Origin of the sequence: Saccharothrix violaceirubra, from assembly GCF_014203755.1 — a bacterium.
In the GTDB taxonomy this organism is placed as follows: domain Bacteria; phylum Actinomycetota; class Actinomycetes; order Mycobacteriales; family Pseudonocardiaceae; genus Actinosynnema; species Actinosynnema violaceirubrum.
The window spans coordinates 1,314,456-1,337,787 of the sequence record NZ_JACHJS010000001.1 but is presented as its reverse complement, the minus strand read 5'-3'; the positions used below and the strand labels follow the sequence as shown (position 1 = coordinate 1,337,787).

Here is a 23,332-nt window from a genome sequence, read left to right as displayed (position 1 = left end):
TGACGCGGACGACCACACCCGCGCCGGTGGGGCGAACACCCTCTGTTCCAGGGAGCCCACACCAGTGCGTGAGCACGAGAAGTACCGCGATTACGAACTCGACTTCGACCACGCCGACGACCTGAACCGGCGGTCGACCCGTCGTCGCGTCCGCGACGACGTCGAACCGGCCCGCCGAGGCCGGCTCACCGAGGACGCCAAGGACCGGCTCGCGCGGCTGCGCGAGGACGCGGTCGTCGACGACGTCCCGGACGGCGCCGACCGGTGGTCCACGTGGGGCGACGCCGAACGCGGCCCGAAGCCGTGGCCCGAGTGGCTGGTCACCGACCTGTCCGCCGTGGACCGCGAACTCGGGATCGTGAAGACCGGCAAGGAGGCGGACGTCTTCCTGGTCGAACGGTCGCTGCCCGACACCGCACAGGTATGCGCGCTGGCGGCCAAGCGCTATCGCAGCAACGACCACCGGATGTTCCACCGTGACGCCGGGTACCTCGAAGGCCGGCGGATGCGCCGGTCCCGGGAGATGCGCGCCATCGCCAACCGCACGTCGTTCGGGCGCAACCTGATCGCCGAGCAGTGGGCGGTCGCCGAATTCGCCGCGTTGAGCAGGTTGTGGTCGCTCGGCGCGCCCGTGCCCTACCCGGTGTCACGGGCGGGCACGGAACTGCTGATGGAGTTCGTCGGCACGGACGGGCAGGCCGCGCCGCGGCTGGCCCAGCTGCGTCCCGACCAGGACGGACTGCTCGATCTGTGGCGGCAACTGGTCGACGCGCTCGGCGTGCTCGCGTCGGCGGGTCTCGCCCACGGCGACCTGTCCGCGTACAACCTGATGGTGCACGACGGCCGGCTGGTGCTGATCGACCTGCCGCAGGTCGTGGACCTGGTGGCGAACCCGGGCGGTCGGGAGTTCCTCGAACGGGACGTGCGCACCATCGCGGGCTGGTTCACCGCACACGGCCTGGAGCCGGAACTGGCCGATCCCGCCGAGGTGACGCGGTCGTTGCTCGACATCGCCGGCCTGCTGTGAGGACGACGGGTCCCGGGGTTCGCGCCCTGGGACCCGTCCCCGCATGTCACGGCACGTGTGCGTCAGAACACCGCCGAGTGGCGAAAGTCGCTTCCCGAGATCGGCTAGACTTGTTGCTGTAACCGCACTGCGGCGCCAGGAAGCGCCCGGCGGTACCCCAACCGTCATCGGCGCCGACCGCGCCGGGCCCGTCCGTGCGATCGCGCCTGCACCGCAGAGGCAATCCCCGAGACGTGCCGTGTCCCGGAGGTTTGTTTTGCCATCCACGTCCCAGGGCCGTTCCGAGCGCTCGCAGTCCCGCAGGCCGCGGCGGCGCACCGGCCAGGGCGATCGTCGTCCTCGCCAACACGTCGAGCCGGTCGTCGCGACCACCGTTCCCGATCACGTCGAGAGCACGCTGCCCGAGGGCCCACTGCCCTCGTTCTCCGAACTGGGTCTCGCCGACGAACTCGTCGCGGCGCTGACCAAGGCCGGCATCACCGAGCCGTTCCCCATCCAGGCCGCGACGTTGCCGGACACGCTGGCCGGTCGTGACGTACTGGGTCGCGGGCAGACCGGTTCCGGCAAGACGCTCGCGTTCGGCCTGGCGCTGCTGTCGCGCCTCTCGAGCGGTCGGGCGAGGCCGTTGAAGCCGCGTGGGCTGGTGCTCGTGCCGACCCGTGAACTGGCGATGCAGGTCGAGGAGGCGTTGTCGCCGTTCGCGCGCGCCCTCGGTCTGTGGTGCCGCACGGTCGTGGGCGGCACGTCGTTCCCCCGTCAGACCGACGCGTTGCGGCGCGGCGTCGACCTGCTCATCGCCACGCCCGGTCGGCTGTCCGACCACGTGCGGCAGGGCACGGCCGACCTGTCCGAGGTCATGTTCACCGCGTTGGACGAGGCGGACCAGATGGCGGACATGGGCTTCATGCCGCAGGTCCGCGCGATCCTCGACCTCACGCCGCGGGACGGGCAGCGGCTGCTGTTCTCCGCCACGCTCGACGGCGACGTGGACAAGCTCGTCCGCCAGTACCTGCACGACCCGATCGTGCACTCGGTCGCGCCGCCGACCGGCAGCGTGACCACGATGGAGCACCACCTGCTGTTCGTGTCCGCCGAGGACAAGCAGTCCGTGGTGACCGAGGTGGCCGCACGCGAGGGCCGCACGATCATGTTCGTGCGCACCAAGCACCACGTGGACCGGTTGGCGAAGAAGCTGCGTGCCATGGGCGTGCACGCGGGTGCGTTGCACGGCGGCAAGGCGCAGAGCGCGCGGACCCGTGTGCTCGGCCAGTTCCGTGAGGGGACCACGCCGGTGCTGATCGCGACCGACGTGGCCGCGCGCGGCATCCACGTGGACGACGTGAGCCTGGTCGTGCACGTCGACCCGCCCGCCGACCCCAAGGACTACCTGCACCGGGCCGGTCGCACGGCGCGGGCGGGCCAGTCGGGCACGGTCGTCACGCTGGTCACGCACGACCAGCGGCGGGCCGTGCAGGGGCTGACCGCGCGGGCGGGCATCCGACCGGCGTCGACGAAGGTGCGGCCGGGTGACGACGAGCTGGTGCGGATCACCGGTGCGCGGGTGCCCAGTGGCGTGCCCGTGACCGAGCCCGAGGTGCCGGTGCGCGCCGCCCGACGCGGTGGCGGTACGCCGGGTCGGCGTTCGGGTCCGTTCCGCGGCGCGCCGCGCGGCGATCGCGAGCGGCGACCGCGTCGATCGGCTCCGCAGCACTGAACACGGGTGCCCCGGCTTCGCTGAAGCCGGGGCACACCCTTGTGGTTACGGGGGTTGGCCCTACCCCGACCCTCCGGCCACTCCCAGTGACCGAGGCGTCACAGCGCAGCACGATTGTCCCATGACGAAGACCTGGCACCGGCCGACGCTGTGGCTCGCGGCCGTGATGGCGGTACTCGCCCTGGGCACGGCGATCGGTCTGCTCGTCGACGATCGCGTCCTCCAGGGGTCGCCGCTCTGGCTCAAACCGTTCAAGTTCTCGGTGTCGCTGGCGATCTACTCGGTGACGCTGTCCTGGATGCTCTCGCTGCCGCACAGGGGCAGGCGGATCACCACCGCGCTGGCGACTCTGGTCGTCGGCATCATGGCCGTCGAGATCGCGTTCATCGTCGCCTCGACGTGGCATGGCGCGTTCACCCACTTCAACCAGTCCGAGGACGCGCTCAACAACGCGCTCCAGTTCGCTTTCGGGTTCGTGATGGTGATGTTCGCGGCGAACATCGTGCTCGCGCTCGTGTTCACGTTCCAGCGGGCGGTCGACCGGCCAACGATGTGGGCGGTGCGGACGGGGACGTGGCTGGCCATCGCGGGCATGGGCATCGCCTACTTGATGATCTTCCAGTTCGACCAGGGCACGATGGCCACGGACGCGGCGGGTCGCACCGTCGAGTTGTCCAGCGGGCACAGTGTGGGCGTGCCGGACGGTGGTCCGGGCATGCCGATCACGGGGTGGAGCACCATGGGCGGGGACCTGCGCGTGCCGCACTTCGTGGGGCTGCACGGGCTTCAGGTGATGGTGCTGTTGCTGTTCGGACTCACCGCGCTGAAGCTCACGGACCGGGCGAAGCTGCGCCTGGTGTTCATCGCGGCGGCGTCCTACGCGGGGTTCCTGGCGTTGCTCACGTGGCAGGCGCTGCGCGGCGAGCCGTTGGTGCACCCGGGTTTCACGACGCTGGCGGTCGCGGCGGGCATCGCCGTGGCGACGGCCGCCGCGACCGTGCGCGTGGTCAAGACCGGAAAGGCAGTTCCGCTGCCAGACCGGCGACCGGCCCTACAACGATGATCGCGGGCGGACGGATGCCGTGCGCCACGACATCCGCACCGAGTTCGTCCAATGTGGACCACACGACCCGCTGGGAGCGGGTGCTCCCCTCCTGGATCACGGCCACGGGCGTGTCGCCCGGACGTCCGGCCCGCAGCGCCTCCGCGAACCGGGCGGCACGCTCCACGCCCATCAGGATCACGACGGTGCCGCGCAGTCGGGCGAGTGCACCCCAGTCGACCAGGGACCGCTCGTCGTCCGGCGCGACGTGGCCGGACACGACCACGACCTCGTGCGAGACGCCCCGGTGCGTCACCGGGACGTCGGCCAACGCGGGTACGCCGAACGCGCTCGTGACACCGGGCACGACGGTGACGGGAATCCCCGCTTCCGCGCACGCGATGAGTTCCTCGAACCCCCGCCCGAACACGTAGGGGTCGCCGCCTTTGAGGCGCACCACGAACTTCCCGGCTTTGGCGTGCTCGACGAGCGTGGTGTTGATGAAGTCCTGGGCCGCCGCACGGCCGTACGGGATCTTGGCGGCGTCGACGAGTTCGACGTGCGGCGACAACTCGTCGAGCAGCTCCCGGGGTGCGAGCCGGTCGGCGACGACGACGTCCGCGCGTGCCAGCAACCGCAGACCGCGCACCGTGATGAGGTCGGGGTCACCGGGCCCGCCGCCGACCAGGGCGACACCTTCGGGCCGTTCGTGGTGGTCGGCCAGCGACCCGTCGCGCAACGCGCTCACCACGCCGTCGCGCACCGCGGCCGACCGCCGGTGCTCGCCACCGGCGAGCACACCGACCAACAATCCGTCGTGCGCACCGACAGCCGGCGTCACGGCCGTCCCCTCGACCGCGATGTCGGCCCGAACGCAGAACACCCGCGAAGCCGTAGCGTCGGCGGTGACCCGCTCGTTGACCGCGGGGTCGGACGTGCAGGCGAGCACGTACCACGCGCCGTCGAGATCACCGTCGGCGTAGACCCGGCGGTGCCACACGGCCTCACCCGCATCGACGAGCCCCTCGACCGCCGGCGTCACCTCCGGCGACACCACCTCGACCCGCGCGCCCGCCGCGACCAGCCGAGAAAGCCGCCGCTGCGCGACGGTCCCGCCGCCGACGACGACGACCCGCCGCCCACACAGATCAAGCCCGACGAGGTAGTGCTGTTCACCCTGCATGGGTAGAAGCATCCACATCCGACATGTCCTGTCCAACGGGCGTGCCGGACATCACCTCCACCGCACCCGCCCAAACATATGCATATATACACATATTTGCATGCAACCGCCCGCACCCCCACCCGCGCACGGCTTGGGCACAGGCTCGCGTACAGCATCCGCTCACGAGAACCAGGCGAGGTACGCGCACGGCTCCGTCGACGCCGGGCGCGACGCGTACCGAAGATGTCGCACACAGGTCGACTGAAACCGACGACGAGCCCACCAGCCGCAACCACCCACACACCGGCACCGGCACCGGCACCGCAGCAGGCCGCCACGACACGCGCTCGAAGTCCCGGACCCTTCCCACCCCAAACGGACCGCCGGTCCGATCAGGGACGCGACGGTCACAGCACCAAGTCCAACCACGGACGCCGATACAGCAACCAAACCGGTCCCAAGTACGTGCGCTCAACCCGCCCTCGTCGACCGGCGGTGCGCACATTTCGCATTCTGTAGTACCGGCTGCGACCGGTTGGGGTACGCGAACAGGCACATGGACGGGAGCGGCGCACGGGGTGCAGCCCGACCTGAAACAGACCACCGGTCCGCTTGAGCGGAGAGCGAGGGAACGCGGCCGATACGCCACAGTCTGAGCGCGACCACGACAGGCACGGTTTCGCGTTCCGTAACACGGCTCTGTGCTCAAACGCGCGCTCGTAACACCTCAGCGCGTCACGCCGGGAGCACGTACCACGTCGGCGGCCACGATGCCGGACACGGTCGGGCCTTGTCCCTCGGACACGTACGCGACGGCGGCACCTGCCTCGGCGGCCGACACGGCACCGTCGGCGACGACACGGGTACCCGGACGAAGCAGGTGGCGGACACGGGCGACGCACACGTCGTCGCCGACGACCACGGAGGCACGACGGAGTTCCGCCTCGGCACGCGGTGTGAAGTCCGCCGGGTCGCCGGTGCCCAGGCCGACGAGAGCGAGCCGTCCGCGCGGCAGCATGCGGGCGGCGGCGATGGTGACCGTCTCCGTCTTGACCTTCTCCGCGGCGATCTCCACCCGCCCACCGGACGACATCTCCACCGCGCCGCGCAACGCCGCCGCCTCGGCCACGCTCGGAATGCCGATCGCCAAGTCAGCCGGGTTCGGCACGGGGATCACGGCGAGTTCCTCGCCCGGATAGCTGAGCAGGGGCGTGGTCGTCGAGTCGTGCCAGAAGCCCCAGTCCTCCAGCGCCTCGGTGATGCCGCGTTCGGCCGTCTTGCGGTCAAGCGTGGCGAACGCACGGACCGCACGCAGATCGAGGCCGCGATCGGACTCCAGGCGGGACAGCGCGTCGGTCACCGCGCCGGTCGACACGTCGGCACGCGCGCCGATGCCCACGACCAGCGAACGCGGCACAAGCCGGACCGTACGGTCACGCGGCCCCGACCGGGTGACGCGGTCCGTGACGAACACGGTCCACGCGGACTCGGCGCCGTCGGCCGTCACGTTCTCCGGCAACGCGGGCAGCGGGAACCCCAGCCGGTCACGCAGCACGACCTGTTCGCCGGCCAGCAGAGCCGCACCACACCCGGCGAGATCGCCGTCCACGGACGCGTCCAACAACTCGACCAGCTCGTCCAACGCCGACCCGGCCGACGACGCCGTCACGACCGGCACCGCGTCGACGTACTCGGTGATCCGCCGGGCCAAGGCGTCCGCCCGACCGAGCAACGCCACGACGAACCCGCCGTCGACACACACCACCCCGGGATCGACCGCCGGGTCACGCAACAACGGCGCCACGAAACGGACAGCGGCCTCGGCGCCGTCCAGGAACACCGCCGCGCCGAGCCGCGGCCACAACGCACGCAAAGCAGGACGGACCGACCCATCGGGAACGACCGCGTCGGGCCCGAGAAAGCCGGCCAGGTCGACCGCCTCCCGCCGACGCGCGGCCGTGGCGAACACGGCGATCACGAGTCCCTCGTCCCCCACAGCACGGTGACCGGGTTGGACGCCGACAACGCGCCTTGAACCAGGCGTGCGGCGGACAACTGGGTCCCTTCGACCACGTAACCGGCGTCGGCCAACAGGTCGCGCGCGGGCAGGACGCGGTCGAGGTCACCGGTCGTCACGACCACCCGCTGCGCCCGGACCGCCGCCGCACGCCGGACCACGTCGGGATCACCACCGCCCACGTGCACGGCGTCGGGACGCGGAAGTCCGTCGCAGGCACCGGCCGGGTCCTGCTCGGCCACCCGGACGTCGACGCCGTGCGCCGCCGCGTTGGCCACGATCCGCACGCACTGCACCGCGTCACCCTCGACGGCGACGACGGCCGCACCCAGCCGCGCACACTCGACGGCCACCGCACCGGGTCCGGCGGCCAGGTCCCACACCAGCCCGCCGGGCCGCGGGCCGAGGCGGGACAACACGAAGGCGCGGACCTCGGCGACGGCGAGCAACCCGTCGGAACGGTGCGCGAAGTCGTCGTCGGGCAGCGCCCAGGCGTCCACCGGCGCGCCGTAGGCGGTCTCGGACAGGCACAGCACGGCGTCGGGCTCGTCCCACCGACGGACGACCGCGTCGGCCGGATCCACAGTGGACACTCCGGACGCGTCGCGAACGACCAGACTCCGACGCCAGCCGCTGAGCCCGCGCGCGAGTTCCGCCGGGTCCGCGCCGGCGACGACGACCGCCGACCGCGCGCGGCACACGTTGAGCGCGTGCCGCGTGCCGTGCCGGACGGCGTCGACCACGGCCACCTCGTCCCAGGACCGGCCCGTTTCGGCGACGAAGCCGTGCAGTGCGAGGACGTCCATGTCAGTTGGCGCGCTTGGTGGTCTTCTTGGCCCGTGCCGGCTTGCGGGCCGTGCTGTCCGCGCGGACAGCGGCGGACTTGCGCTTCGCGGCGGCCACGACGGGCTTCGCCTCGGGCTCGTCGGCGAGGTCGGTGACGAGTTCCAGCATCGGCTGCGGTTCCTCCTCCACGACCGGCTTCGGCGCGGCACGGCGGGCACGGGCCGCCTCCTGCCAGTCGTGCACCGCCGACCACGCGGCGTCCGACGCGGACGCCCGCCGGGCCCACTTGCGCGGCCGGGCGACCACACCGTCACGCGGGGCACGCGCGGCGTTCGGCTTGAGGACGTCACCGATCAGGAACAGCGTGGTGCGGTAGAGTTTGTGCTCCTTCACGCACGCTTCCAGCCCACCGACCGTCGTGTGCGCGATGGTCTCGTCCGGCAGGGAAACCTTGTACGCCACCACGACCGGCGTCTCGTCGGAGTAGCCGCCGGCGAGCAGCTTCTCCACCAGTTGCCCCGTGCGCGACCCCGATGCCTGGACGACGAGCGTGCTGCCGTGCGCGGCGAACTCCTCGACGTGCTCGGCGGTCTCGGGTCCGGTCAGCACGAGCGAGGACGCCACGTCCGACGCGGTCAGCTCGCGTCCGATCGACGCGCCCACTGCCGACACCGGCGAGACGCCGGGCACGATCTCCACGTCCAGGCCCAGTTTCCGGCACAGCTCGTGCTGTTCGCGCACGCCGCCCCACAGCGTGGGGTCGCCCGCGTGCAGCCGCACGACGGCGAGCTTCGCGGCGGACGCGTGCCGATAGACGTCGGCGACTTCCTCGGCGTTCACGCGGGAGAAGTCGACCAGCCGGGCGTCGGGCCGGGCGTGGTCGCGCACGCACTCGACCTCGACCACGGCGGGCGACCACAGCACGACGTCCGCCTCGGCTATCCGCTTGGCGCCCCGGAGGGTGATGAGATCGGCGGCACCGGGACCGGCGCCCACGAAGGAGACCCGACCAGTCATCACAACTGCTCCCCACGACGTGTACGGCTTGGTGGGCCACGACCGTACCGCGCGTTCGAGATCCACTGACGAGTGGCCTCAGTACCACGCGGGCGTCGTCGCGCACGCGCGTACGAAGCGCGTGACGGACTCCGGCGCACCTGCGGGATGCGTGTGCAGGTAGGAAGCATGGACTGCGCCCACCACGAATCCCTCGGCCACCGGCCGCCGATCCGGGCCGTGCCAACGCCACGCGGGCTCGGTTCCGTGCGGAGTCGTGAGCGCCGTGCGGTGGAATTCGTGGCCGGTGATCCGCGTTCCCGCCTGGGCCAGCACGGAATCCGTCGGTGCGACGGCGTCGCGGTAGCCGAGCGTGAGGCGCGGCGTCATGGCGCCTTCGGCGTCGACGACTCCGCACATCGGCAGGCCGTCCAGCGAGTTGGCGAGGTAGAGCAGGCCGCCGCACTCGGCGTGCACCGGTCCCCCGGCGGCGGCGAACCGGGCGACGGCCGTGCGCAGCGTGACGTTGGCGGACAGCCGCACGGCGTGCTGCTCGGGGAACCCGCCGGGCAGCACGAGCCCGGCCGTGCCGTCGGGAAGTTCCTTGTCCCGCAACGGGTCCAGCACGACGACCTCCGCGCCCGCCGCCGTGAGCAGCTCGGCGTGCTCGGCGTAGCCGAACGTGAACGCGGCTCCGCCCGCGACGGCGATCAGCGGTCGGCCCGGCACGTGGTCGACCTCGTGCTCCGGACGCCACGCCGCGACGACGGACGCGGGTGCCCGCGCGGCGAGGCGACGCACGGCGCCCAGGTCGACATGCCGTGCCACGGCCTCGGCGATGGCGTCGACCGCGGCGACCGCCTCGCCGCCGTGTTCGGCCGCGGTGACCAGGCCGAGATGCCGTGACGGCAGCCGGAACTTGTCGTCGCGCGGCAGCACTCCGAGCACGTCGAGGCCCACGTCCGCGCACGCCGTGCGCAACACCTGCTCGTGCCGATCCGACCCGACCTGGTTGAGGACCACGCCGCCGAACCGCACGGTCGGGTCGTAGCCGCGGAACCCGTGCAGCAGCGCGGCGAGACTGCGGCTCTGACCACGCGCGTCGACGACGAACAGCACTGGCGCGCCGAGGAGCTTGGCCACGTGCGCGGTCGACCCGATGCCCTCGGTGTCGACGCGTCCGTCGAACAGCCCCATCACGCCTTCGACCACGGCGATGTCGCAGCCGCGGGAGCCGTGCGCGAACAGGCCCGGCACGCGGTGTTCGCCCACGAGCACGGGGTCGAGGTTGCGGCCGGGCCGACCGGTGGCCAGGCCGTGGTAGCCGGGGTCGATGTAGTCCGGGCCGACCTTGAACGGCGCGACCCGGTCGCCCGCACGACGCAGCGCGGCCATCAACCCGGTGGCGACGGTGGTCTTGCCGCTGCCGGACGCGGGCGCGGCGACCACCAGCCGGTTCACCACTCGATCCCCTTCTGGCCCTTCTGCCCCGCGTCCATGGGGTGCTTGACCTTCGTCATCTCCACGACGAGGTCGGCGGCGTCGACCAGGTCCGGCGGCGCGTGCCGGCCGGTGATCACGACGTGCTGGTGCCCAGGACGCGTGCGCAGGACGTCGACCACCTCGGCGACGTCGACCCAGCCCCACTTGAGCGGGTACGTGAACTCGTCGAGCACGTAGACGCCGTGACGTTCGTCGGCGATGCGGCGGGCGATCTCACGCCACCCTTCGAGCGCGGCGGCGGCGTGGTCCTCCGCGGTGCCCGCCTTGCGCGACCACGACCAGCCTTCGCCCATCTTGTGCCACTCGACGGGTCCGCCCTCGCCGGTCTGCTCGTGCAGGCGGCCGAGCGCGCGGAACGCGGCTTCCTCGCCGACCTTCCACTTGGCGGACTTCACGAACTGGAAGACGCCGATCGACCAGCCCTGGTTCCAGCCGCGCAACGCCAAGCCGAAGGCGGCCGTCGACTTGCCCTTCATCTCACCGGTGTGCAGCACGACCAGCGGACGGTTGCGCCTCTGGCGTGTGGTCAGGCCGTCTTCGGGCGTGACGGCGGGAACTCCCTGTGGCATGCGGCGCTCCCTACGCGGCTCGCGCGGCGCGCACGACGCCCGCGACCTGATCGGCGGACAGTTCCTCCAGGCGCAGGCACGCGGCGTCGAGCGTGGCGGCCACGCGACCGGCCAGGCCCAGCCGCACGAACCCGCTCTCGCAGTCGACGACCACCGCGGCCGTGCCCACGAGCAGGGACGCGGCCCGCAGCGCGGCGTCGACCGGGTCGCCGCCGACGCCGGACGCCGTGGCCCGGCCGTCGGTGAGCAGGACCAGCAGCGGACGGCGGCGCGGATCGCGGACGCGTTCGGTGTCCAGGACCTTCTTCGCGCGCAGCAGACCGTCGGCGAGCGGAGTGCGTCCTCCGGTACGGAGGGAGCGCAGCCTCGCGGCGGCGGCGTCGACCGAGTTCGTCGGCGGCAGGGCGAGGTCCGCCGCCGCGCCCCGGAACGTGATCACGCCGACCTTGTCGCGACGCTGGTAGGCGTCGCGCAGCAGGGAGATGACCGCGCCCGTGACCGCGGACATGCGCTGACGCGACGCCATCGAGCCCGACGCGTCGACCACGAAGAGGACCAGGTTGCCTTCCCGGCCTTCGCGAATGGCGCGGCGCAGGTCGGAGGCGTGCAGCACCAGGCCCGGACCACTGCGGCCCCGGGCGTTCTGGTGCGGGGCGGCGCTCTGCAGCGTGCCGATCAGGTGCACACCGGATCCGTCCACGGTGGATGGCCGGACGGCACGTCCGGCCGCCGACCGCGCCCGCGAACGACGCCCTGGCGCACCTTCGCCGACGCCGGGCACCTGGAGCAGGCGGGCCCGGAAGGCCGGTGCGGGCGTGTGCGTGCGACCATCCGAAGTGGACTTTCCAGGTGCGTCCCGCGACTCGCCGGCCCCACCGCCGGATTCCCCGTCCGGACCGTCCGAGCCCCCCTGCGGCCCATCATCCGGACCGTCCGGGTCGTCGTCGGGATCTTGGGCGGCGTGCTCCGCGCCCTGCCGGAGGGCGTCTTCCAGCTGCTCCTCCTCCAACCCCGGCTCGTCGAACGGGTCGCGGCGCCGGCGGTGCGGCAACGCCAAACGCACGGCCGCCGCCACGTCCTCCTCGGCGACCTCTTCGGCACCACGCCAAGCGGCGTGCGCGACCGCGGTGCGTGCGACCACGAGGTCCGCGCGCATCCCGTCGACCTCGAACGCCGCGCACACCGCCGCGATCCGTCGCAGTTCGGCGTCCGGCAACACCACCGACGCGAGCCGCGCACGGGCGTCCACGATCCGCCGGGCCAGGTCGGCGTCGTCGTCCTGCCATCGCGCGGCGAACCCGACCGGGTCCGCCTCGTAGGCGAGCCTGCGGCGGACGACCTCCGTGCGTACGGCGACGTCCCGTGATGCGCGTACGGACACCGTAAGACCGAACCGGTCGAGCAGCTGCGGCCGGAGTTCGCCCTCCTCCGGGTTCATGGTGCCGACCAACAGGAACGACGCGGCGTGCGACACCGAGACGCCCTCGCGTTCGACGTGTGCGCGTCCCATCGCGGCGGCGTCGAGGAGCAGATCGACGAGATGGTCGTGCAGGAGGTTGACCTCGTCGACGTAGAGCACGCCCCGATGTGCGGCGGCGAGCAGGCCGGGCTGGAAGGCGCGGACGCCTTCCGTCAGCGCGCGCTCCAGGTCGAGCGAACCGATCACTCGGTCCTCGGTCGCGCCGACGGGCAACTCCACCAGCCGGGCCGGGCGCCGGTGCGCCGACGCGTCGCCGTGCGGACCGTCCGGGCACTCCGCGTCGACCTCGGGCGCGCACCCGAAGCGACAGTCCGCGACGACGTCCAGTTCGGGCAGGAGCGCGGCCAGCGCGCGCACCACGGTCGACTTCGCGGTGCCCTTCTCACCCCGGACGAGCACCCCGCCGATGCCGGGGTGGACGGCGTTAAGCAGGAGTGCGGTGCGCAGGTCGTCATGGCCTACGACGGCGGAAAAGGGGAAACGCGCGCCCATGCGGCGGTGTCCTTCCTCGGGTGTCCACGCCCGGGTCCGGTCTGGATCGGGGGCCGAGTTCCTGACTCCCGGATGCGCTCCGGTCACAGTGGCGGGACCGCGCCGGACTCCCACCGGCTTCCTCGTTCACCCCTTCGACAGCCCCGGCATCGTCGCATCCCGCCCGGCCCGCTCCAAGTCCCCGACCAGCACCGAACGCGCGAGCGCGATCACACCCGCCCGGACCCGCCCCAGATCGAGGCCGGATCGGACGAGCTGGTGGTGGAGCACGTCGCCGCGCAGGAGCGCGAGCAGGGCGTGCGCGATGTACCGGGCGTCGGCGTCCGGGTTGACCTGCGCGATCAGGTCCGAGATCCGCCTGTGCACGAGCACGGTGTTGTCGTCGCACCCGGACTGGTCGAACTCGGACAACTCCAGCGCGCGAACCAGCGGCAGGGAGTCGACGACGTGGTCGAACAACCGGCCGACGAACGTGACCAGTTTCTCGTCCGGCGCCATGTCCGCGTCGTCGAACAACGCGTCGGACTCCGTGCGCCACTCCCGCGACGCCAACTCGACCACCGCACGCACAAGCCCCGCACGGTCGGTGAAGTGCCGGAACACCGTGCCCTTCCCGACACCCGCCGCCGCCGCGACATCCTCGATCACGAACCCGTCCGGTCCACGCTCGCGGATCAACCGCGCGGCGGCGGACCGGATCGCGGCACGGTTGCGCGCGGCGTCCCTGCGTTCGGCCATCCGAACCTCCCCTACCGAAGTGGACCGGTGGTCCGTATCGTAGACGACGTAAAACGGACCGCCGGTCCGCGGCATCGCCCAGACAAGTGGACCAACGGTCCGCACCGAGCCGACCCAAAGCGGACCGTTGGTCCACACCCCTGACACCGAAATCAGACCACCGATCCACTCCGAATGAAGACCCATCCGGATCACCACCCCTGAACGGGTGAAATCAACGCGAACAGCCACCACCCCGTACCCCTACCCGGCCGTCGATCTCGACCCACGACGAACCCAGGCCCGTAGACACAAATGGACAACCGTCGCGCATCACGATCCACGACGAGTAGAAGCGCGCTGACAAAGCCACTGGACGGGTCGACGGGTACCGAACGACGCGGACCGACGATCCAGGCCTCAAAAGTCGCTTACCAGCGCAAACACGAGCAAGAAGTGCGCGCCCCAGTCATTCGCACCGACGAAACCTTGGCGGACCGCCGGTCCGTACAGCCGCGCCCCCGAGCGGACCGCCAGCCGCATCAATCTCGATACAAGCGGACCACCGGTCCGCCCCATCTCCGGTCCGGCCCGCCACCCAATCCGCCGGTCCCGCCAGTCCACCGAGGAAGGTTTTCGACGTGCGAGTTGTCCAGTACAAAGAGTTCGGGTCACCGTCAGTACTGCACGAGGTCGAGGTACCCGATCCCGTACCCGGCCCGGGGCAGGAATTGGTGTGTGTCACGGCGGCGGGTGTCAACTTCGGCGACACGTTGCTGCGTTCCGGACACGCTCGCGGGTTGTTCCCGTGGGTACCCATCCCCGACGAACCAGGACCACTGGGAGGCGAGGTCGTCGGCGTGACCGCGGACGGTCGACGGCTCGCGGGCGTGCCGACGGGTCCCGGCTACGCGTCGCATGCCGTGCTAACCGAACCCGTCGAAGTGCCGGACACGTTGTCCGACCACGAAGCCGCCGCGCTGCTCAGCCAAGGCACCACCGCCCTCGCCGCGGCGCGTGCCGGGCGGATCGCGCCCGGCGACCGTGTCCTGGTCGAGGCCGCGACGGGTGGCGTCGGTTCACTTCTCGTGCAGCTGGCGTCACGCGCCGGTGCGATCGTCGTCGCGGCGACACGCGGTGCGCACAAACTCGCGATCGCGTCGCAGCTCGGTGCGCATGAAGTGGTCGACTACTCGGTACCGGGATGGTCGGCCGGGCTCGAACCGATCGACGTCGCTCTGTCGTCGGTCGGCGGCGCGACCGCACGGGAGTCGTTCGACCTGTTGCGTACCGGCACCGGGCGCCTGGTCCTGTTCGGGTACGCGGGCGGCGCGCCGCTCGACGTCGACGCGTCCGACGTGTTCGGTCGGGGCGTGTCGATCACCGGGCTGTGGGGCACCTACTCGACCGACGCGGTACGGGAGGCGTTCGCGTCCGGGCTCAGCCCGATACTCGGTGCGGCGCTACCCCTGTCCGACGCCGCCCGCGCCCACTACCTGCTGGAATCGCGTTCCACCACGGGCAAGCTGATCCTCGTCCCCTAAGACGACGTCGACGCTGAGCGGGGCGCGGAACGACAGCAGCCCGAGCATCGGCGGCGAAGCGGTCGACGCGAGCCGCAGGCCCGGAAACCGGCGTGCGGTCTCGCGCAGGACCACCTCGCCCTCCAGGCGGGCGAGCCCGGCGCCGAGGCAGAAGTGCGGTCCGAAGCCGAAGGCAAGGTGCTTGCGGGCGTTCGGCCGGGCCGGGCAGAAGCGCTCGGGTTCGTCGAACACCTCGGGGTCGCTGCCGGAACCGGCGAGCATCAGGAGCAGGTGGGCGCCCTGCGGGATGCGCACGCCGGCCAGTTCCGTGTCACGCGCGGCGACCCTGCGCCACGTGTTGACCGGCGGTTCACGACGCAACGTCTCCTCGACGCAGTGCGCGGCCATCCCCGGTTCGTCCAGCCGCGACCACAGGTCGCCGTGCCGAAGCACCCCGTGGAACACCGCGCACAACAACTGGGTGGTCGTCTCCTGCCCCGCGATGAGCAGGAAGTAGCAAAGTCCGGCCGCGTCGCGCACGGACACGCCGGCCGCGTTCAACGCGCCGAACAGGTCGTCGCCGCGCGCGGACCTGATCCGCTGCGACAGCCAGCGGTGGAACTCGGCCGCCGGTCCGGCCAGTGCCCGCTGCCGGTCGGGTGTGAGGTCGCCCCAGAACAACTCGAGCGAAGCAGTGCTCCACGCCTTGAGCGCGTCGACGTCCACGTCGTCGATGCCCATGATTTCCAGCAGCACGATCGCCGGCAGGTCCCGGGCCAACGCCGGGTGCAGGTCGACCCGGGGTCCGGTCAGCCGGTCGAGGCGTTCGCGGGTCAGCTCGACGATGCGGTCCGACATCGCGGCGACACGCACGGGCGTGAGGTATCGGGCGACCAGTCGACGCAACGGCGCGTGCGTCGGCGTGCCGTTGTTCGCCAGTGTCGGCGGGAGCGAGAAGCCGGACCTGGCCAGCGTGCGCAGGACCGGGCGAGGGATCGGCGTGATCGCGGTGAGCGCGTTGTCCGGGTGGAAGGTCTTCGGGTCGGCGAGCACGGCGCGCACGTTCGCGTATCGGCTGACCAGCCACAGCCCGGTTCGCTCGTCGCGGTGCACCGGGGCGTTCTCGCGCAGTGCGCGCAGGTCCGCGTGACCGTGCTGGAAGAGGTCCACGCCGGCACGGTAGCGGCCGGGTGCGAGACTGCCCGCGTGAGTGTGAGCACAGGCGAGTCGGTGTTCGACTGGATCGACACCCGCGCGGGCGCCCGCGCGAAGGCCGGTCTGACGCGGACGGTACGGCCCCGGGCCGCCCACTCGACCGACCTCGACCTGGCGTCCAACGACTACCTGGGACTCACCCGGGACAAGCGCGTCACGGGCGCGGCAGCCGCCGCGGCGCTGCGCTGGGGCGCGGGTTCCACGGGATCGCGCCTGGTCACGGGGTCCACCGAACTCCACACCGAACTCGAGTACGAACTCGCGAACTTCTGCGGCGCGCAATCGGCGCTCGTGTTCTCGTCCGGCTACGCGGCCAACCTCGGCGCGCTGATGGCGCTGTCCGGGCCGGGCACCGCGATCGTGGCCGACCAGCACATCCACGCGTCGTTGATCGACGGAACCCGACTGTCGAAGGCGGACGTCGTGGTCGCGGGACACTGCGAGGTTCCGCGCATCACGCACGCGCTGGCGACGCGGGGCAAGCGCCGCGCGCTCGTCGTGACCGACTCGGTGTTCTCGGTCGACGGCGACCTCGCACCGTTGGCGGACCTGGTGGCAACGTGTCGTGAGCATGAGGCGGCGTTGGTGGTCGACGACGCGCACGGACTCGGCGTCCTCGGTGACGGCGGACGTGGCGCGGTGCACGCGGCAGGTCTGGCGAAGGCGCCCGATGTCGTGACGACCGTGACGCTGTCGAAGTCGCTCGGCGCGCAGGGTGGCGCGGTGCTCGGACCGTCACGGGTGATCCGGCACTTGATCGACACGGCACGCACGTTCATCTTCGACACCGGCTTGGCTCCGGCGAGCGCGGCGGCGGCGCTGGCCGCGTTGAAGGTGCTGCGCGAGGAACCCGGGCTGCCGGAACGCGCCCTGACCGTGGCGCAGGACCTGGCCTTCCGACTGCGCGAGAACGGGCTGCCGGCGAGCACGCCCTCGGCCGCTGTGGTGTCGGTGCGGGCGCCGTCGGCCGAATCGGCGCTGGAGTGGTCGCGGGCATGTCGTGCGCAGGGGGTCCTTGTCGGCTGCTTCCGGCCGCCCTCGGTACCCGACCAGGTGTCACGATTGCGGTTGACCGCACGGGCGGACCTGACCGAGGCCGATGTCGAACGGGCCGTGCGGGTGATCACGGAGACCGGCGCATCCGCCGGTGCGGTATCCCGTCCTCGATGAACTCGTCGCCTTCGACCATAAAGCCGAACGACGCGTAGAAGTCCACGACATACGTCTGCGCGTCGAGCACGCATGTGCGTACGCCGACCTCGTCCAGCGCGGCGACCATCAACCTGCGGCCGTGTCCGAGTCCCCGCGCCTGTTTCGCCGTGCACACCCGTCCGATCCGGACGGTTCCGTCAGGTTCGGCCAACGTCCGCAGGTACGCGACTGGCACGCCGTCATGCACCCAGAAGTGCCGTGTCCCAGGTTCGAGATCACGCCCGTCCAGTTCCGGATAGGCGCACTCCTGCTCGACGACGAACACGTCCACCCGCAGCCTGAGCAGTTCGTACAGCTCCGCCGCCCCGAGCGCGTTCGCGCCGGCCACCCTCAAGTCCGCCACGTCACCGTCCTACACCCCGACACGACGACGACGCCGTTCGAGTGTCGTGCGCGGTTCCGTAACCGCGCACGACACGGGAACCCGATCCTGTCGACCGCGTGTGCACGCGGACACGTGATCAGAACAGGTCGAGGTACGCGGCGAGACGCGTGTACACGCCCGGTTCGCCGGGACGAGCGCAGCCACGGCCGTAGGACACGACGCCGATCAGCGCGCCGTCCTGGACGATCGGGCCGCCGGAGTCGCCTTCGCAGGCGTCCTTGCCACCCTCCGGATAACCGGCGCAGAGCATCTTCGCGGGGTTGTGCACGGAGTCGGCTTTCCGACACGTCCCGTCGTCGAGAACCGGTACGTCGACAGCGCGCAGCACGCGACTCGCGGGCGCGAGCTCGCCCGTGCGTCCCCAGCCGTGTACGGTCGCCGGTCCGGTATACGCGGCACCCACGGCGATCGTACGGTAGGGCAGCGGGTGGGCCAGGGTCAGAATCGCGACGTCGTCGCCCTCGGCCACGGACCGGAAGTCCGGATGCCGCCACGACGACGCCACCTCGACCTCGTGGCCGACCGGCTGGTCGAGGTCGGGACGACCCGCGACCACGGTGATGCGCTGCCGGTCGAGGGTGGCCAACGCGGTGCGTTCGACGGTGCAGTGCGCGGCCGTCACCACCTTGTCGGGCGCAATCAGCGCACCACCGCAGAACAGGTTCCGGCCAGGGTCGAAGAGCGCGACCACCCAGGGTTCGTCGGCCGGGTGGCCGCCGACGATCGCACGTGCCGGGCCGGGTGCGGCGACGGCGAGCAGGACGAGGACGACTAAGACGCTGATCCGCAAGGAGCACCTTCTTACGACGAGTGGCCCAATCGGCGCACACCGTAGCGGAACAGGTGCACCCTCGCCGGAGCGGTAGGAGAACCGAAGAATCTCTTGCTAGTATCCATTGATAGCGAAAATTCTTCAGTGCGTGAGGCAGATCACGACGTTCTGTCCGGAACGCGAGGGAGGTTCCACACCCATGCGGTTCGACTTCGCCCAGCTACCGGCGTTCTTGGTCGCGTGTGCGGTCGTCATCCTCACGCCGGGGGTGGACGCGTTCCTGCTCCTGCGCACGTCGATGCGTTCCGGAGTGCGGTCGGGACTGCTCGCGCTCGCGGGCATCCACACCGCCGCCGCGATCCAGGTCGGGCTGGTGGTCTCGGGGCTGGGCGTGGTGATCGCCCGGTACCCGGCGGTGCTCACCGCACTGCGCTGGATCGGTGCGGCGTACCTGCTCTACCTGGCCGTGTCGATCGCACGCGGCCTGGTCGCGGGCGGCACCGACGGCGACGGCGGACGGGTGGCCGCGCGACCGTTCCGCGCCGGCTTCCTGACCAACATCACCAACCCGAAGATGCTGCTGTTCTCACTTGCCTTCCTGCCGCAGTTCATCGGCACCGGCGACCCCGCGTGGCAACTCGGCCTGCTCGCGGCCGTGTTCCTCGCCGCAGCCGCGCTGTGGGAGTCGGTGATCGTCCTCACGGCGGCGCGCATGGCCGGTGCGCTCGGCCGGTTCACGACCGCGCTCGACGTCGTGTGCGCGGCAGTGTTCGTAACCATGTCCGTCGGCCTGGTCGTGTAACGGGTAAGCGACCCGGATTCGTAACGCTTGCCTGCGACACAAACGGTGTTCGTGACACGGTGTCGCGCGCGGCACGACCACGTGCACGAACGGCCGGACCTTGATCGCCAGGGCTAGTAGCTGACGTACGACGTGACCCTGGTGTAGACGCCGGGTTTACCCGGACGAGCGCACCCCGTACCCCAGGAGACGATGCCCGCGAGACGGCCGTTCACCACCAGGGGCCCGCCGGAGTCACCCTGGCACGCGTCGACGCCACCTTCGGGAAAACCGGCACAGACGTGTGCCTTGGGCACGTACTCCTTGTACGCCGCCGCGCACTCCGCATCGGAGACGATCGGCACAAGGGCCTTGCGCAGTTGGAGGCTCCCCGGGCCGTTCTCGAACGTGCGTCCCCACCCGAGCACCGTGCCGACGGTGCCGGGCGTGTACAGGTAGGTCTCCGAACGCGACGGCACGGTGAGCACCGGGTACGGGAACGTGCTCGTGGTGTACAGCAACGCCGCGTCCGCGCCGATCTGCGCGGTCTTGTACGCCGGGTTCAAGACGATCTGCGTAGTGCGCGACACGATGCCGACCGGCTTCGACAAGTCAGCACGGCCCCCGACGACCAGGAGGTCTTCGGCGCGGTACGTCGCGACGCAGTGCGCGGCCGTCGCCACCAGTGCGGGCGCGATCAGCGTGCCGCCGCACACGTGACGACCGGCGGTGGTCACCAGCGCGACCATCCACGGCGCCTCGGCGATGTCGGTCACGACCTGTCCGCCGACGATCCGCGGGTCGGCGGTCGCGGGAGGCGTGACAAGGGCCAGTACCAGCAGCGACGCCGTGAGTGCGCGCAGGAGAGTCCGCATGGCGCCCACTGAAAGCGCACGGTCCGGGCACCACAAGTCGACGTCACTCGCGCAGGTGACGAGTGCCGGTGGGGACCGGGTCAGGGCGCGGCCGTCGTGACCTCGGCCAGGTGCGGCCGGACGACGTCGAGGTAGCTCTCCAAGCGGGTGTAGACGCCTGGTTTGCCCGGACGCGCACAACCCTCGCCCCACGACGTCAGGCCGATCAGGCGCCCACCCGCCACCAACGGTCCGCCCGAATCGCCCTGACAGGTGTCGACCCCACCGTCCGGCCGCCCGGCGCACACCATGGCCGACGGGTCGTACTGCGGGTATGCCTCCCCGCAGACCTCATCGGTTGTGAGCGGCACCGTGGCGGCCAGCAGGAACCGGGAGGTGGCACCCAACTCGCTGACCCGTCCCCAGCCGAGGACCGTCGCGAGCGTGCCCGGTTCGTACAGTTCCGACTCCGCGTGCGACACGAGCGGCAGGGTCGCCTGGTGCGCCGACGATCCCAGCGTCAGGACCGCCACGTCCGACCCCTGGTCGGCTCCGTCGTACCGCTCGTGCACCCAGATCTCCTCGACCGCGAGGACCTCACCCTGCCGGGTGCGTTTGTCCTCGCGGCCCGCGACCACCCGGGTCGTGCCCGGCGACCGGGAGACGACACAGTGCCCCGCGGTCACCACCTTGCGCGGGGCGACGAGCGTGCCGCCGCAGAACTGGAACCCCGCCGAATCCGTCAGGTAGACCACCCACGGGTGGTCGGTGATGGCGACCCGTGAGCCGCCGACCACCCGTTCACCGGTCGCGGCGGCCGTGCCACCACCGAACACCAGCAGCGCCACGAGCAGCGTGGCCAGTCGCATCGTTCCTCCTCGCGTCGATTCCGACGTTCGGAGACTAGCCAGAACGTACGACAGTATTAGGCCGAGTAGCCTAGTTGGCGGTGAACTTGTCGCGGACCTTGCCCGCCGCGCCCGCCAACACCCCGCCGAACTCGTTCAGCACCTTGATCAACGGGTCCTCGGACTCGGCGGCCGACTCCTTGTAGGAACGGGCCGCGGACTTGAGGTCATCACTGAACGAGGTCGTCGGCCGGTCGTCCTCGCGGCGCGCGTACTCGCCGGTGAGGATCGTCCGGTACTCCTCGCTCGCGGCCCACTTCTGCAACTCGGCGGCGCGCACGACGGCCATCGGGTGGGTCAGCGGCCACGTGCGGATCAACTTGAGCACGCTGTCGCGCACGTCCTCGACGGCCTCGTACTCCTTGGCCTGCTTGAGGAACTCGGACGTGTCGACCTGGCGCAGGTCCATGCCGCCGGCCAACGCGACGTGCACGCGCAACGCCGCGGCGGGGTCCTGCACGCACAGCAATCCGGCACGGTCGCACGACAACTCGGTCTTGCGGTACCACTCGCACAGCGCGGCGATCACGGCACGGACGGCCCAGAACGCGGCGGGCATCCACCCGAGCGTCTCCTGGAGACGCAGCAGGCGGTACAGGATCGTCTGGTAGAGCGCGTGGCCGGACAGCACATGGCCCATCTCGTGCCCGATGGCGAACCGCAGGCCGTCGCGGTCGAGCAGGTCGATCAGACCGGTCGTGAGGACGATGAACGGCTTGTCGATGCCCAACACACTCGCCTGCGGCGTCGGGTCGCGGCGGACGAACAGCTCGGGCACCGGGTCGATGTCCAGCGTCGCGGCCGTCTCCAGCCGGAGCCGGTCCAGCTCCGGGTATTGCTTCGGGCCGACCCTGATGGTCGACGCCAGGTGCACCAGCCGCTCACCGCGTTCGGTGAACGCACCGGCCACCGCTTGTAGCACGGGACCGATGCCCGGCACCGCACGCAGCACGGCGAGCGCGCCACGGTCGACCGGGTGCTCGTAGGCGCGGGGACTGATCCCGGAGAAGCGCACGCGGGCCGTCGATCGTTCGATTTCCTCGCTCATGAAGCCAGAGTGCCACGATCGGGGAGGGTGATCTCCCCGATCGGCGCAAGAGGCGTGCACACTGTGGCGGTGACCGTAGATGTGCTGGGTGACGACTACGAAACCCGGACGCTCCCGCTGGGCGGCGGCGACGTCACGGCGACGTTGGTGCGCAAGCGGGCCGAGCATCCGGTGCGCGGCGCCGTGCTCTACGTGCACGGGTTCGCCGACTACTTCTTCCAGCGGCACGTCGCCGAGCACTTCACGCGACGGTCGTTCGACTTCTACGCGGTCGACCTGCGCGCGTACGGGCGGTCGCTGCGGCCGGGACAGCTCGCGAACCACGTGACGGATCTGACCGAGCACTTCGAGGAGATCGACGCGTCGGTGCGGATCGTCCGCGAGGAGGACGGGCACCGCGACGTGGTGTTGATGGGCCATTCGACCGGTGGGTTGACCGCGAGCCTGTGGGCGCACGAACGGCGGCGGGACGGGCTCATCGACGCCTTGGTGCTCAACAGCCCGTGGCTCGACCTGGCCGAGCCGTGGTTCCTGCGCACCGTGGGCACGGCGGTGATCCGGGGTGTCGGGCGGTTCGCGCCGAGACTCGTCGTGCGGTCCGGACTGGGCAGCGTGTACGGGCAGAGCATCCACCGGGACCACCACGGTGAATGGGACTTCGACCTGGGCTGGAAGCCGATCGAGGCGTTCCCGGTCACGGCCGGGTGGTTGCGCGCGGTCCGTCGGGCGCACGCGACGCTGCACCGGGGGCTGGACGTGCGCGTGCCGGTGCTGCTGTTGCGTTCCGCGCACAGCCACCTGCACGCGCGGAAGTGGTCGGTCGAGGCGATGACGTCCGACACCGTGCTCGACGTCGAGCACATGCGCCGGTGGGGTCCGAAGATCGGTCGGGACGTCACCGTCGTAACCGTGGACAACGGCATGCACGACCTGTTCCTGTCCGCCGAACCGGTACGTCGACGCGCGCTGGCCGAAGTCGACGAGTTCCTCGACGGCGTCTGAGCAGGTAAGCGCACCTCCGACGGTGCCAGGATGGTGCACGGAGTCGTGCATTCGTGCCCGGCTCCGTTACGCGAACGCTCTGTCGTGCACGTGCCGGACACAGTCTCGCCCTTGAACAGCAACG

General features: G+C 71.1%; 21 protein-coding genes and 1 riboswitch. Of the genes, 7 read left to right on the top strand and 14 right to left on the bottom strand.

Going from position 1 to position 23,332, the window contains the following annotated elements:
- The first annotated feature begins 64 nt into the window (after positions 1 to 64).
- The 3 genes from F4559_RS06835 to F4559_RS06825 all read left to right on the top strand — a co-directional run bounded on the left by F4559_RS06835 (position 65) and on the right by F4559_RS06825 (position 3,804).
- Positions 65 to 1,027, top strand: a complete 963-nt coding sequence (locus tag F4559_RS06835; protein WP_184666776.1) for a serine protein kinase RIO — start codon at positions 65 to 67, stop codon at positions 1,025 to 1,027.
- Positions 1,028 to 1,283: 256 nt separating this feature from the next.
- Complete coding sequence (locus F4559_RS06830) at positions 1,284 to 2,741, top strand: DEAD/DEAH box helicase (RefSeq protein WP_184666774.1); 1,458 nt, start codon at positions 1,284 to 1,286, stop codon at positions 2,739 to 2,741.
- A gap of 121 nt (positions 2,742 to 2,862) precedes the next feature.
- Positions 2,863 to 3,804 carry a hypothetical protein gene (locus F4559_RS06825; RefSeq protein WP_184666772.1) on the top strand — a complete coding sequence of 314 codons (942 nt, stop codon included), beginning with the start codon at positions 2,863 to 2,865 and terminating at the stop codon, positions 3,802 to 3,804.
- Here F4559_RS06825 and cobA read toward each other — a convergent pair.
- The 8 genes from cobA to F4559_RS06785 all read right to left on the bottom strand — a co-directional run bounded on the left by cobA (position 3,749) and on the right by F4559_RS06785 (position 13,529).
- On the bottom strand, positions 3,749 to 4,966 hold the full coding sequence (cobA, locus tag F4559_RS06820) for a uroporphyrinogen-III C-methyltransferase (RefSeq protein WP_184666770.1): 1,218 nt from the start codon (positions 4,964 to 4,966) through the stop codon (positions 3,749 to 3,751). The genes F4559_RS06825 and cobA overlap by 56 nt on opposite strands.
- A gap of 709 nt (positions 4,967 to 5,675) precedes the next feature.
- Positions 5,676 to 6,926: a cobalamin biosynthesis protein gene (locus tag F4559_RS06815; RefSeq protein ID WP_184666767.1), complete on the bottom strand. Its 1,251-nt coding sequence runs from the start codon at positions 6,924 to 6,926 to the stop codon at positions 5,676 to 5,678.
- Positions 6,923 to 7,771: a hypothetical protein gene (locus tag F4559_RS06810; protein WP_184666765.1), complete on the bottom strand. Its 849-nt coding sequence runs from the start codon at positions 7,769 to 7,771 to the stop codon at positions 6,923 to 6,925. Before F4559_RS06810 ends, F4559_RS06815 begins: the two co-directional genes overlap by 4 nt.
- A 1-nt stretch (position 7,772) precedes the next feature.
- Positions 7,773 to 8,768: a cobalt-precorrin-4/precorrin-4 C(11)-methyltransferase gene (locus F4559_RS06805; RefSeq protein WP_184666763.1), complete on the bottom strand. Its 996-nt coding sequence runs from the start codon at positions 8,766 to 8,768 to the stop codon at positions 7,773 to 7,775.
- 78 nt (positions 8,769 to 8,846) lie between these two features.
- Positions 8,847 to 10,211 carry a cobyrinic acid a,c-diamide synthase CobB gene (locus F4559_RS06800; protein ID WP_376774627.1) on the bottom strand — a complete coding sequence of 455 codons (1,365 nt, stop codon included), beginning with the start codon at positions 10,209 to 10,211 and terminating at the stop codon, positions 8,847 to 8,849.
- Positions 10,205 to 10,819 (bottom strand): cob(I)yrinic acid a,c-diamide adenosyltransferase, encoded by a 615-nt coding sequence (gene cobO, locus F4559_RS06795; protein WP_184666759.1) that lies wholly within the window; start codon positions 10,817 to 10,819, stop codon positions 10,205 to 10,207. The genes F4559_RS06800 and cobO overlap by 7 nt, the downstream gene beginning before the upstream one ends.
- A 10-nt stretch (positions 10,820 to 10,829) precedes the next feature.
- Positions 10,830 to 12,791: a putative cobaltochelatase gene (locus F4559_RS06790; RefSeq protein WP_184666757.1), complete on the bottom strand. Its 1,962-nt coding sequence runs from the start codon at positions 12,789 to 12,791 to the stop codon at positions 10,830 to 10,832.
- A 35-nt stretch (positions 12,792 to 12,826) separates the two neighbouring features.
- A riboswitch (cobalamin riboswitch) is annotated at positions 12,827 to 12,951 on the bottom strand.
- Positions 12,918 to 13,529, bottom strand: a complete 612-nt coding sequence (locus F4559_RS06785) for a TetR/AcrR family transcriptional regulator (protein WP_184666755.1) — start codon at positions 13,527 to 13,529, stop codon at positions 12,918 to 12,920. Its footprint overlaps the riboswitch before it by 34 nt.
- Positions 13,530 to 14,368: 839 nt before the next feature.
- Here F4559_RS06785 and F4559_RS06780 point away from each other — a divergent pair.
- Entirely contained in the window at positions 14,369 to 15,052 is a 684-nt protein-coding gene (locus F4559_RS06780; protein ID WP_184666753.1) for a quinone oxidoreductase family protein, read from the top strand.
- Here F4559_RS06780 and F4559_RS36215 read toward each other — a convergent pair.
- Complete coding sequence (locus F4559_RS36215; RefSeq protein ID WP_221447155.1) at positions 14,972 to 16,201, bottom strand: cytochrome P450; 1,230 nt, start codon at positions 16,199 to 16,201, stop codon at positions 14,972 to 14,974. The genes F4559_RS06780 and F4559_RS36215 overlap by 81 nt on opposite strands.
- A 36-nt stretch (positions 16,202 to 16,237) precedes the next feature.
- Here F4559_RS36215 and F4559_RS06770 point away from each other — a divergent pair, with 36 nt between their 5' ends.
- On the top strand, positions 16,238 to 17,416 hold the full coding sequence (locus F4559_RS06770) for an 8-amino-7-oxononanoate synthase (RefSeq protein ID WP_312865495.1): 1,179 nt from the start codon (positions 16,238 to 16,240) through the stop codon (positions 17,414 to 17,416).
- Here F4559_RS06770 and F4559_RS06765 read toward each other — a convergent pair.
- Positions 17,370 to 17,792 carry a GNAT family N-acetyltransferase gene (locus F4559_RS06765; protein ID WP_221447728.1) on the bottom strand — a complete coding sequence of 141 codons (423 nt, stop codon included), beginning with the start codon at positions 17,790 to 17,792 and terminating at the stop codon, positions 17,370 to 17,372. The genes F4559_RS06770 and F4559_RS06765 overlap by 47 nt on opposite strands.
- A 127-nt stretch (positions 17,793 to 17,919) precedes the next feature.
- Positions 17,920 to 18,633, bottom strand: coding sequence for a serine protease (locus tag F4559_RS06760; RefSeq protein ID WP_184666749.1), 714 nt, complete (start codon positions 18,631 to 18,633; stop codon positions 17,920 to 17,922).
- A 181-nt stretch (positions 18,634 to 18,814) separates the two neighbouring features.
- Here F4559_RS06760 and F4559_RS06755 point away from each other — a divergent pair, with 181 nt between their 5' ends.
- Positions 18,815 to 19,417, top strand: coding sequence for a LysE family translocator (locus F4559_RS06755; RefSeq protein ID WP_184666747.1), 603 nt, complete (start codon positions 18,815 to 18,817; stop codon positions 19,415 to 19,417).
- A 113-nt stretch (positions 19,418 to 19,530) separates the two neighbouring features.
- Here F4559_RS06755 and F4559_RS06750 read toward each other — a convergent pair whose 3' ends face one another.
- The 3 genes from F4559_RS06750 to F4559_RS06740 form a co-directional block, all read right to left on the bottom strand.
- Entirely contained in the window at positions 19,531 to 20,271 is a 741-nt protein-coding gene (locus F4559_RS06750) for a serine protease (protein ID WP_184666745.1), read from the bottom strand.
- A gap of 80 nt (positions 20,272 to 20,351) precedes the next feature.
- The gene (locus tag F4559_RS06745) at positions 20,352 to 21,119 is read right to left on the bottom strand and encodes a S1 family peptidase (RefSeq protein ID WP_184666743.1); all 768 of its coding nucleotides are present in this window, start codon (positions 21,117 to 21,119) and stop codon (positions 20,352 to 20,354) included.
- A 70-nt stretch (positions 21,120 to 21,189) separates the two neighbouring features.
- Positions 21,190 to 22,206 (bottom strand): M48 family metallopeptidase, encoded by a 1,017-nt coding sequence (locus tag F4559_RS06740; RefSeq protein WP_184666741.1) that lies wholly within the window; start codon positions 22,204 to 22,206, stop codon positions 21,190 to 21,192.
- Positions 22,207 to 22,275: 69 nt separating this feature from the next.
- Here F4559_RS06740 and F4559_RS06735 point away from each other — a divergent pair, with 69 nt between their 5' ends.
- The gene (locus F4559_RS06735; protein WP_184666738.1) at positions 22,276 to 23,208 is read left to right on the top strand and encodes an alpha/beta hydrolase; all 933 of its coding nucleotides are present in this window, start codon (positions 22,276 to 22,278) and stop codon (positions 23,206 to 23,208) included.
- Positions 23,209 to 23,332 lie beyond the last annotated feature (124 nt).

Bases quoted from the DNA above. Each gene is read 5' to 3' on its own strand.
- F4559_RS06790 (WP_184666757.1), bottom strand. From the start codon at position 12,791: ATGGGCGCGCGTTTCCCCTTTTCCGCCGTCGTAGGCCATGACGACCTG.
- F4559_RS06755 (WP_184666747.1), top strand. From the start codon at position 18,815: ATGCGGTTCGACTTCGCCCAGCTACCGGCGTTCTTGGTCGCGTGTGCG.
- F4559_RS06785 (WP_184666755.1), bottom strand. From the start codon at position 13,529: ATGGCCGAACGCAGGGACGCCGCGCGCAACCGTGCCGCGATCCGGTCC.
- F4559_RS06805 (WP_184666763.1), bottom strand. From the start codon at position 8,768: ATGACTGGTCGGGTCTCCTTCGTGGGCGCCGGTCCCGGTGCCGCCGAT.
- F4559_RS06750 (WP_184666745.1), bottom strand. From the start codon at position 20,271: ATGCGGACTCTCCTGCGCGCACTCACGGCGTCGCTGCTGGTACTGGCC.
- cobO (WP_184666759.1), bottom strand. From the start codon at position 10,819: ATGCCACAGGGAGTTCCCGCCGTCACGCCCGAAGACGGCCTGACCACA.
- F4559_RS06745 (WP_184666743.1), bottom strand. From the start codon at position 21,119: ATGCGACTGGCCACGCTGCTCGTGGCGCTGCTGGTGTTCGGTGGTGGC.
- cobA (WP_184666770.1), bottom strand. From the start codon at position 4,966: ATGCAGGGTGAACAGCACTACCTCGTCGGGCTTGATCTGTGTGGGCGG.
- F4559_RS06825 (WP_184666772.1), top strand. From the start codon at position 2,863: ATGACGAAGACCTGGCACCGGCCGACGCTGTGGCTCGCGGCCGTGATG.
- F4559_RS06740 (WP_184666741.1), bottom strand. From the start codon at position 22,206: ATGAGCGAGGAAATCGAACGATCGACGGCCCGCGTGCGCTTCTCCGGG.
- F4559_RS06810 (WP_184666765.1), bottom strand. From the start codon at position 7,771: ATGGACGTCCTCGCACTGCACGGCTTCGTCGCCGAAACGGGCCGGTCC.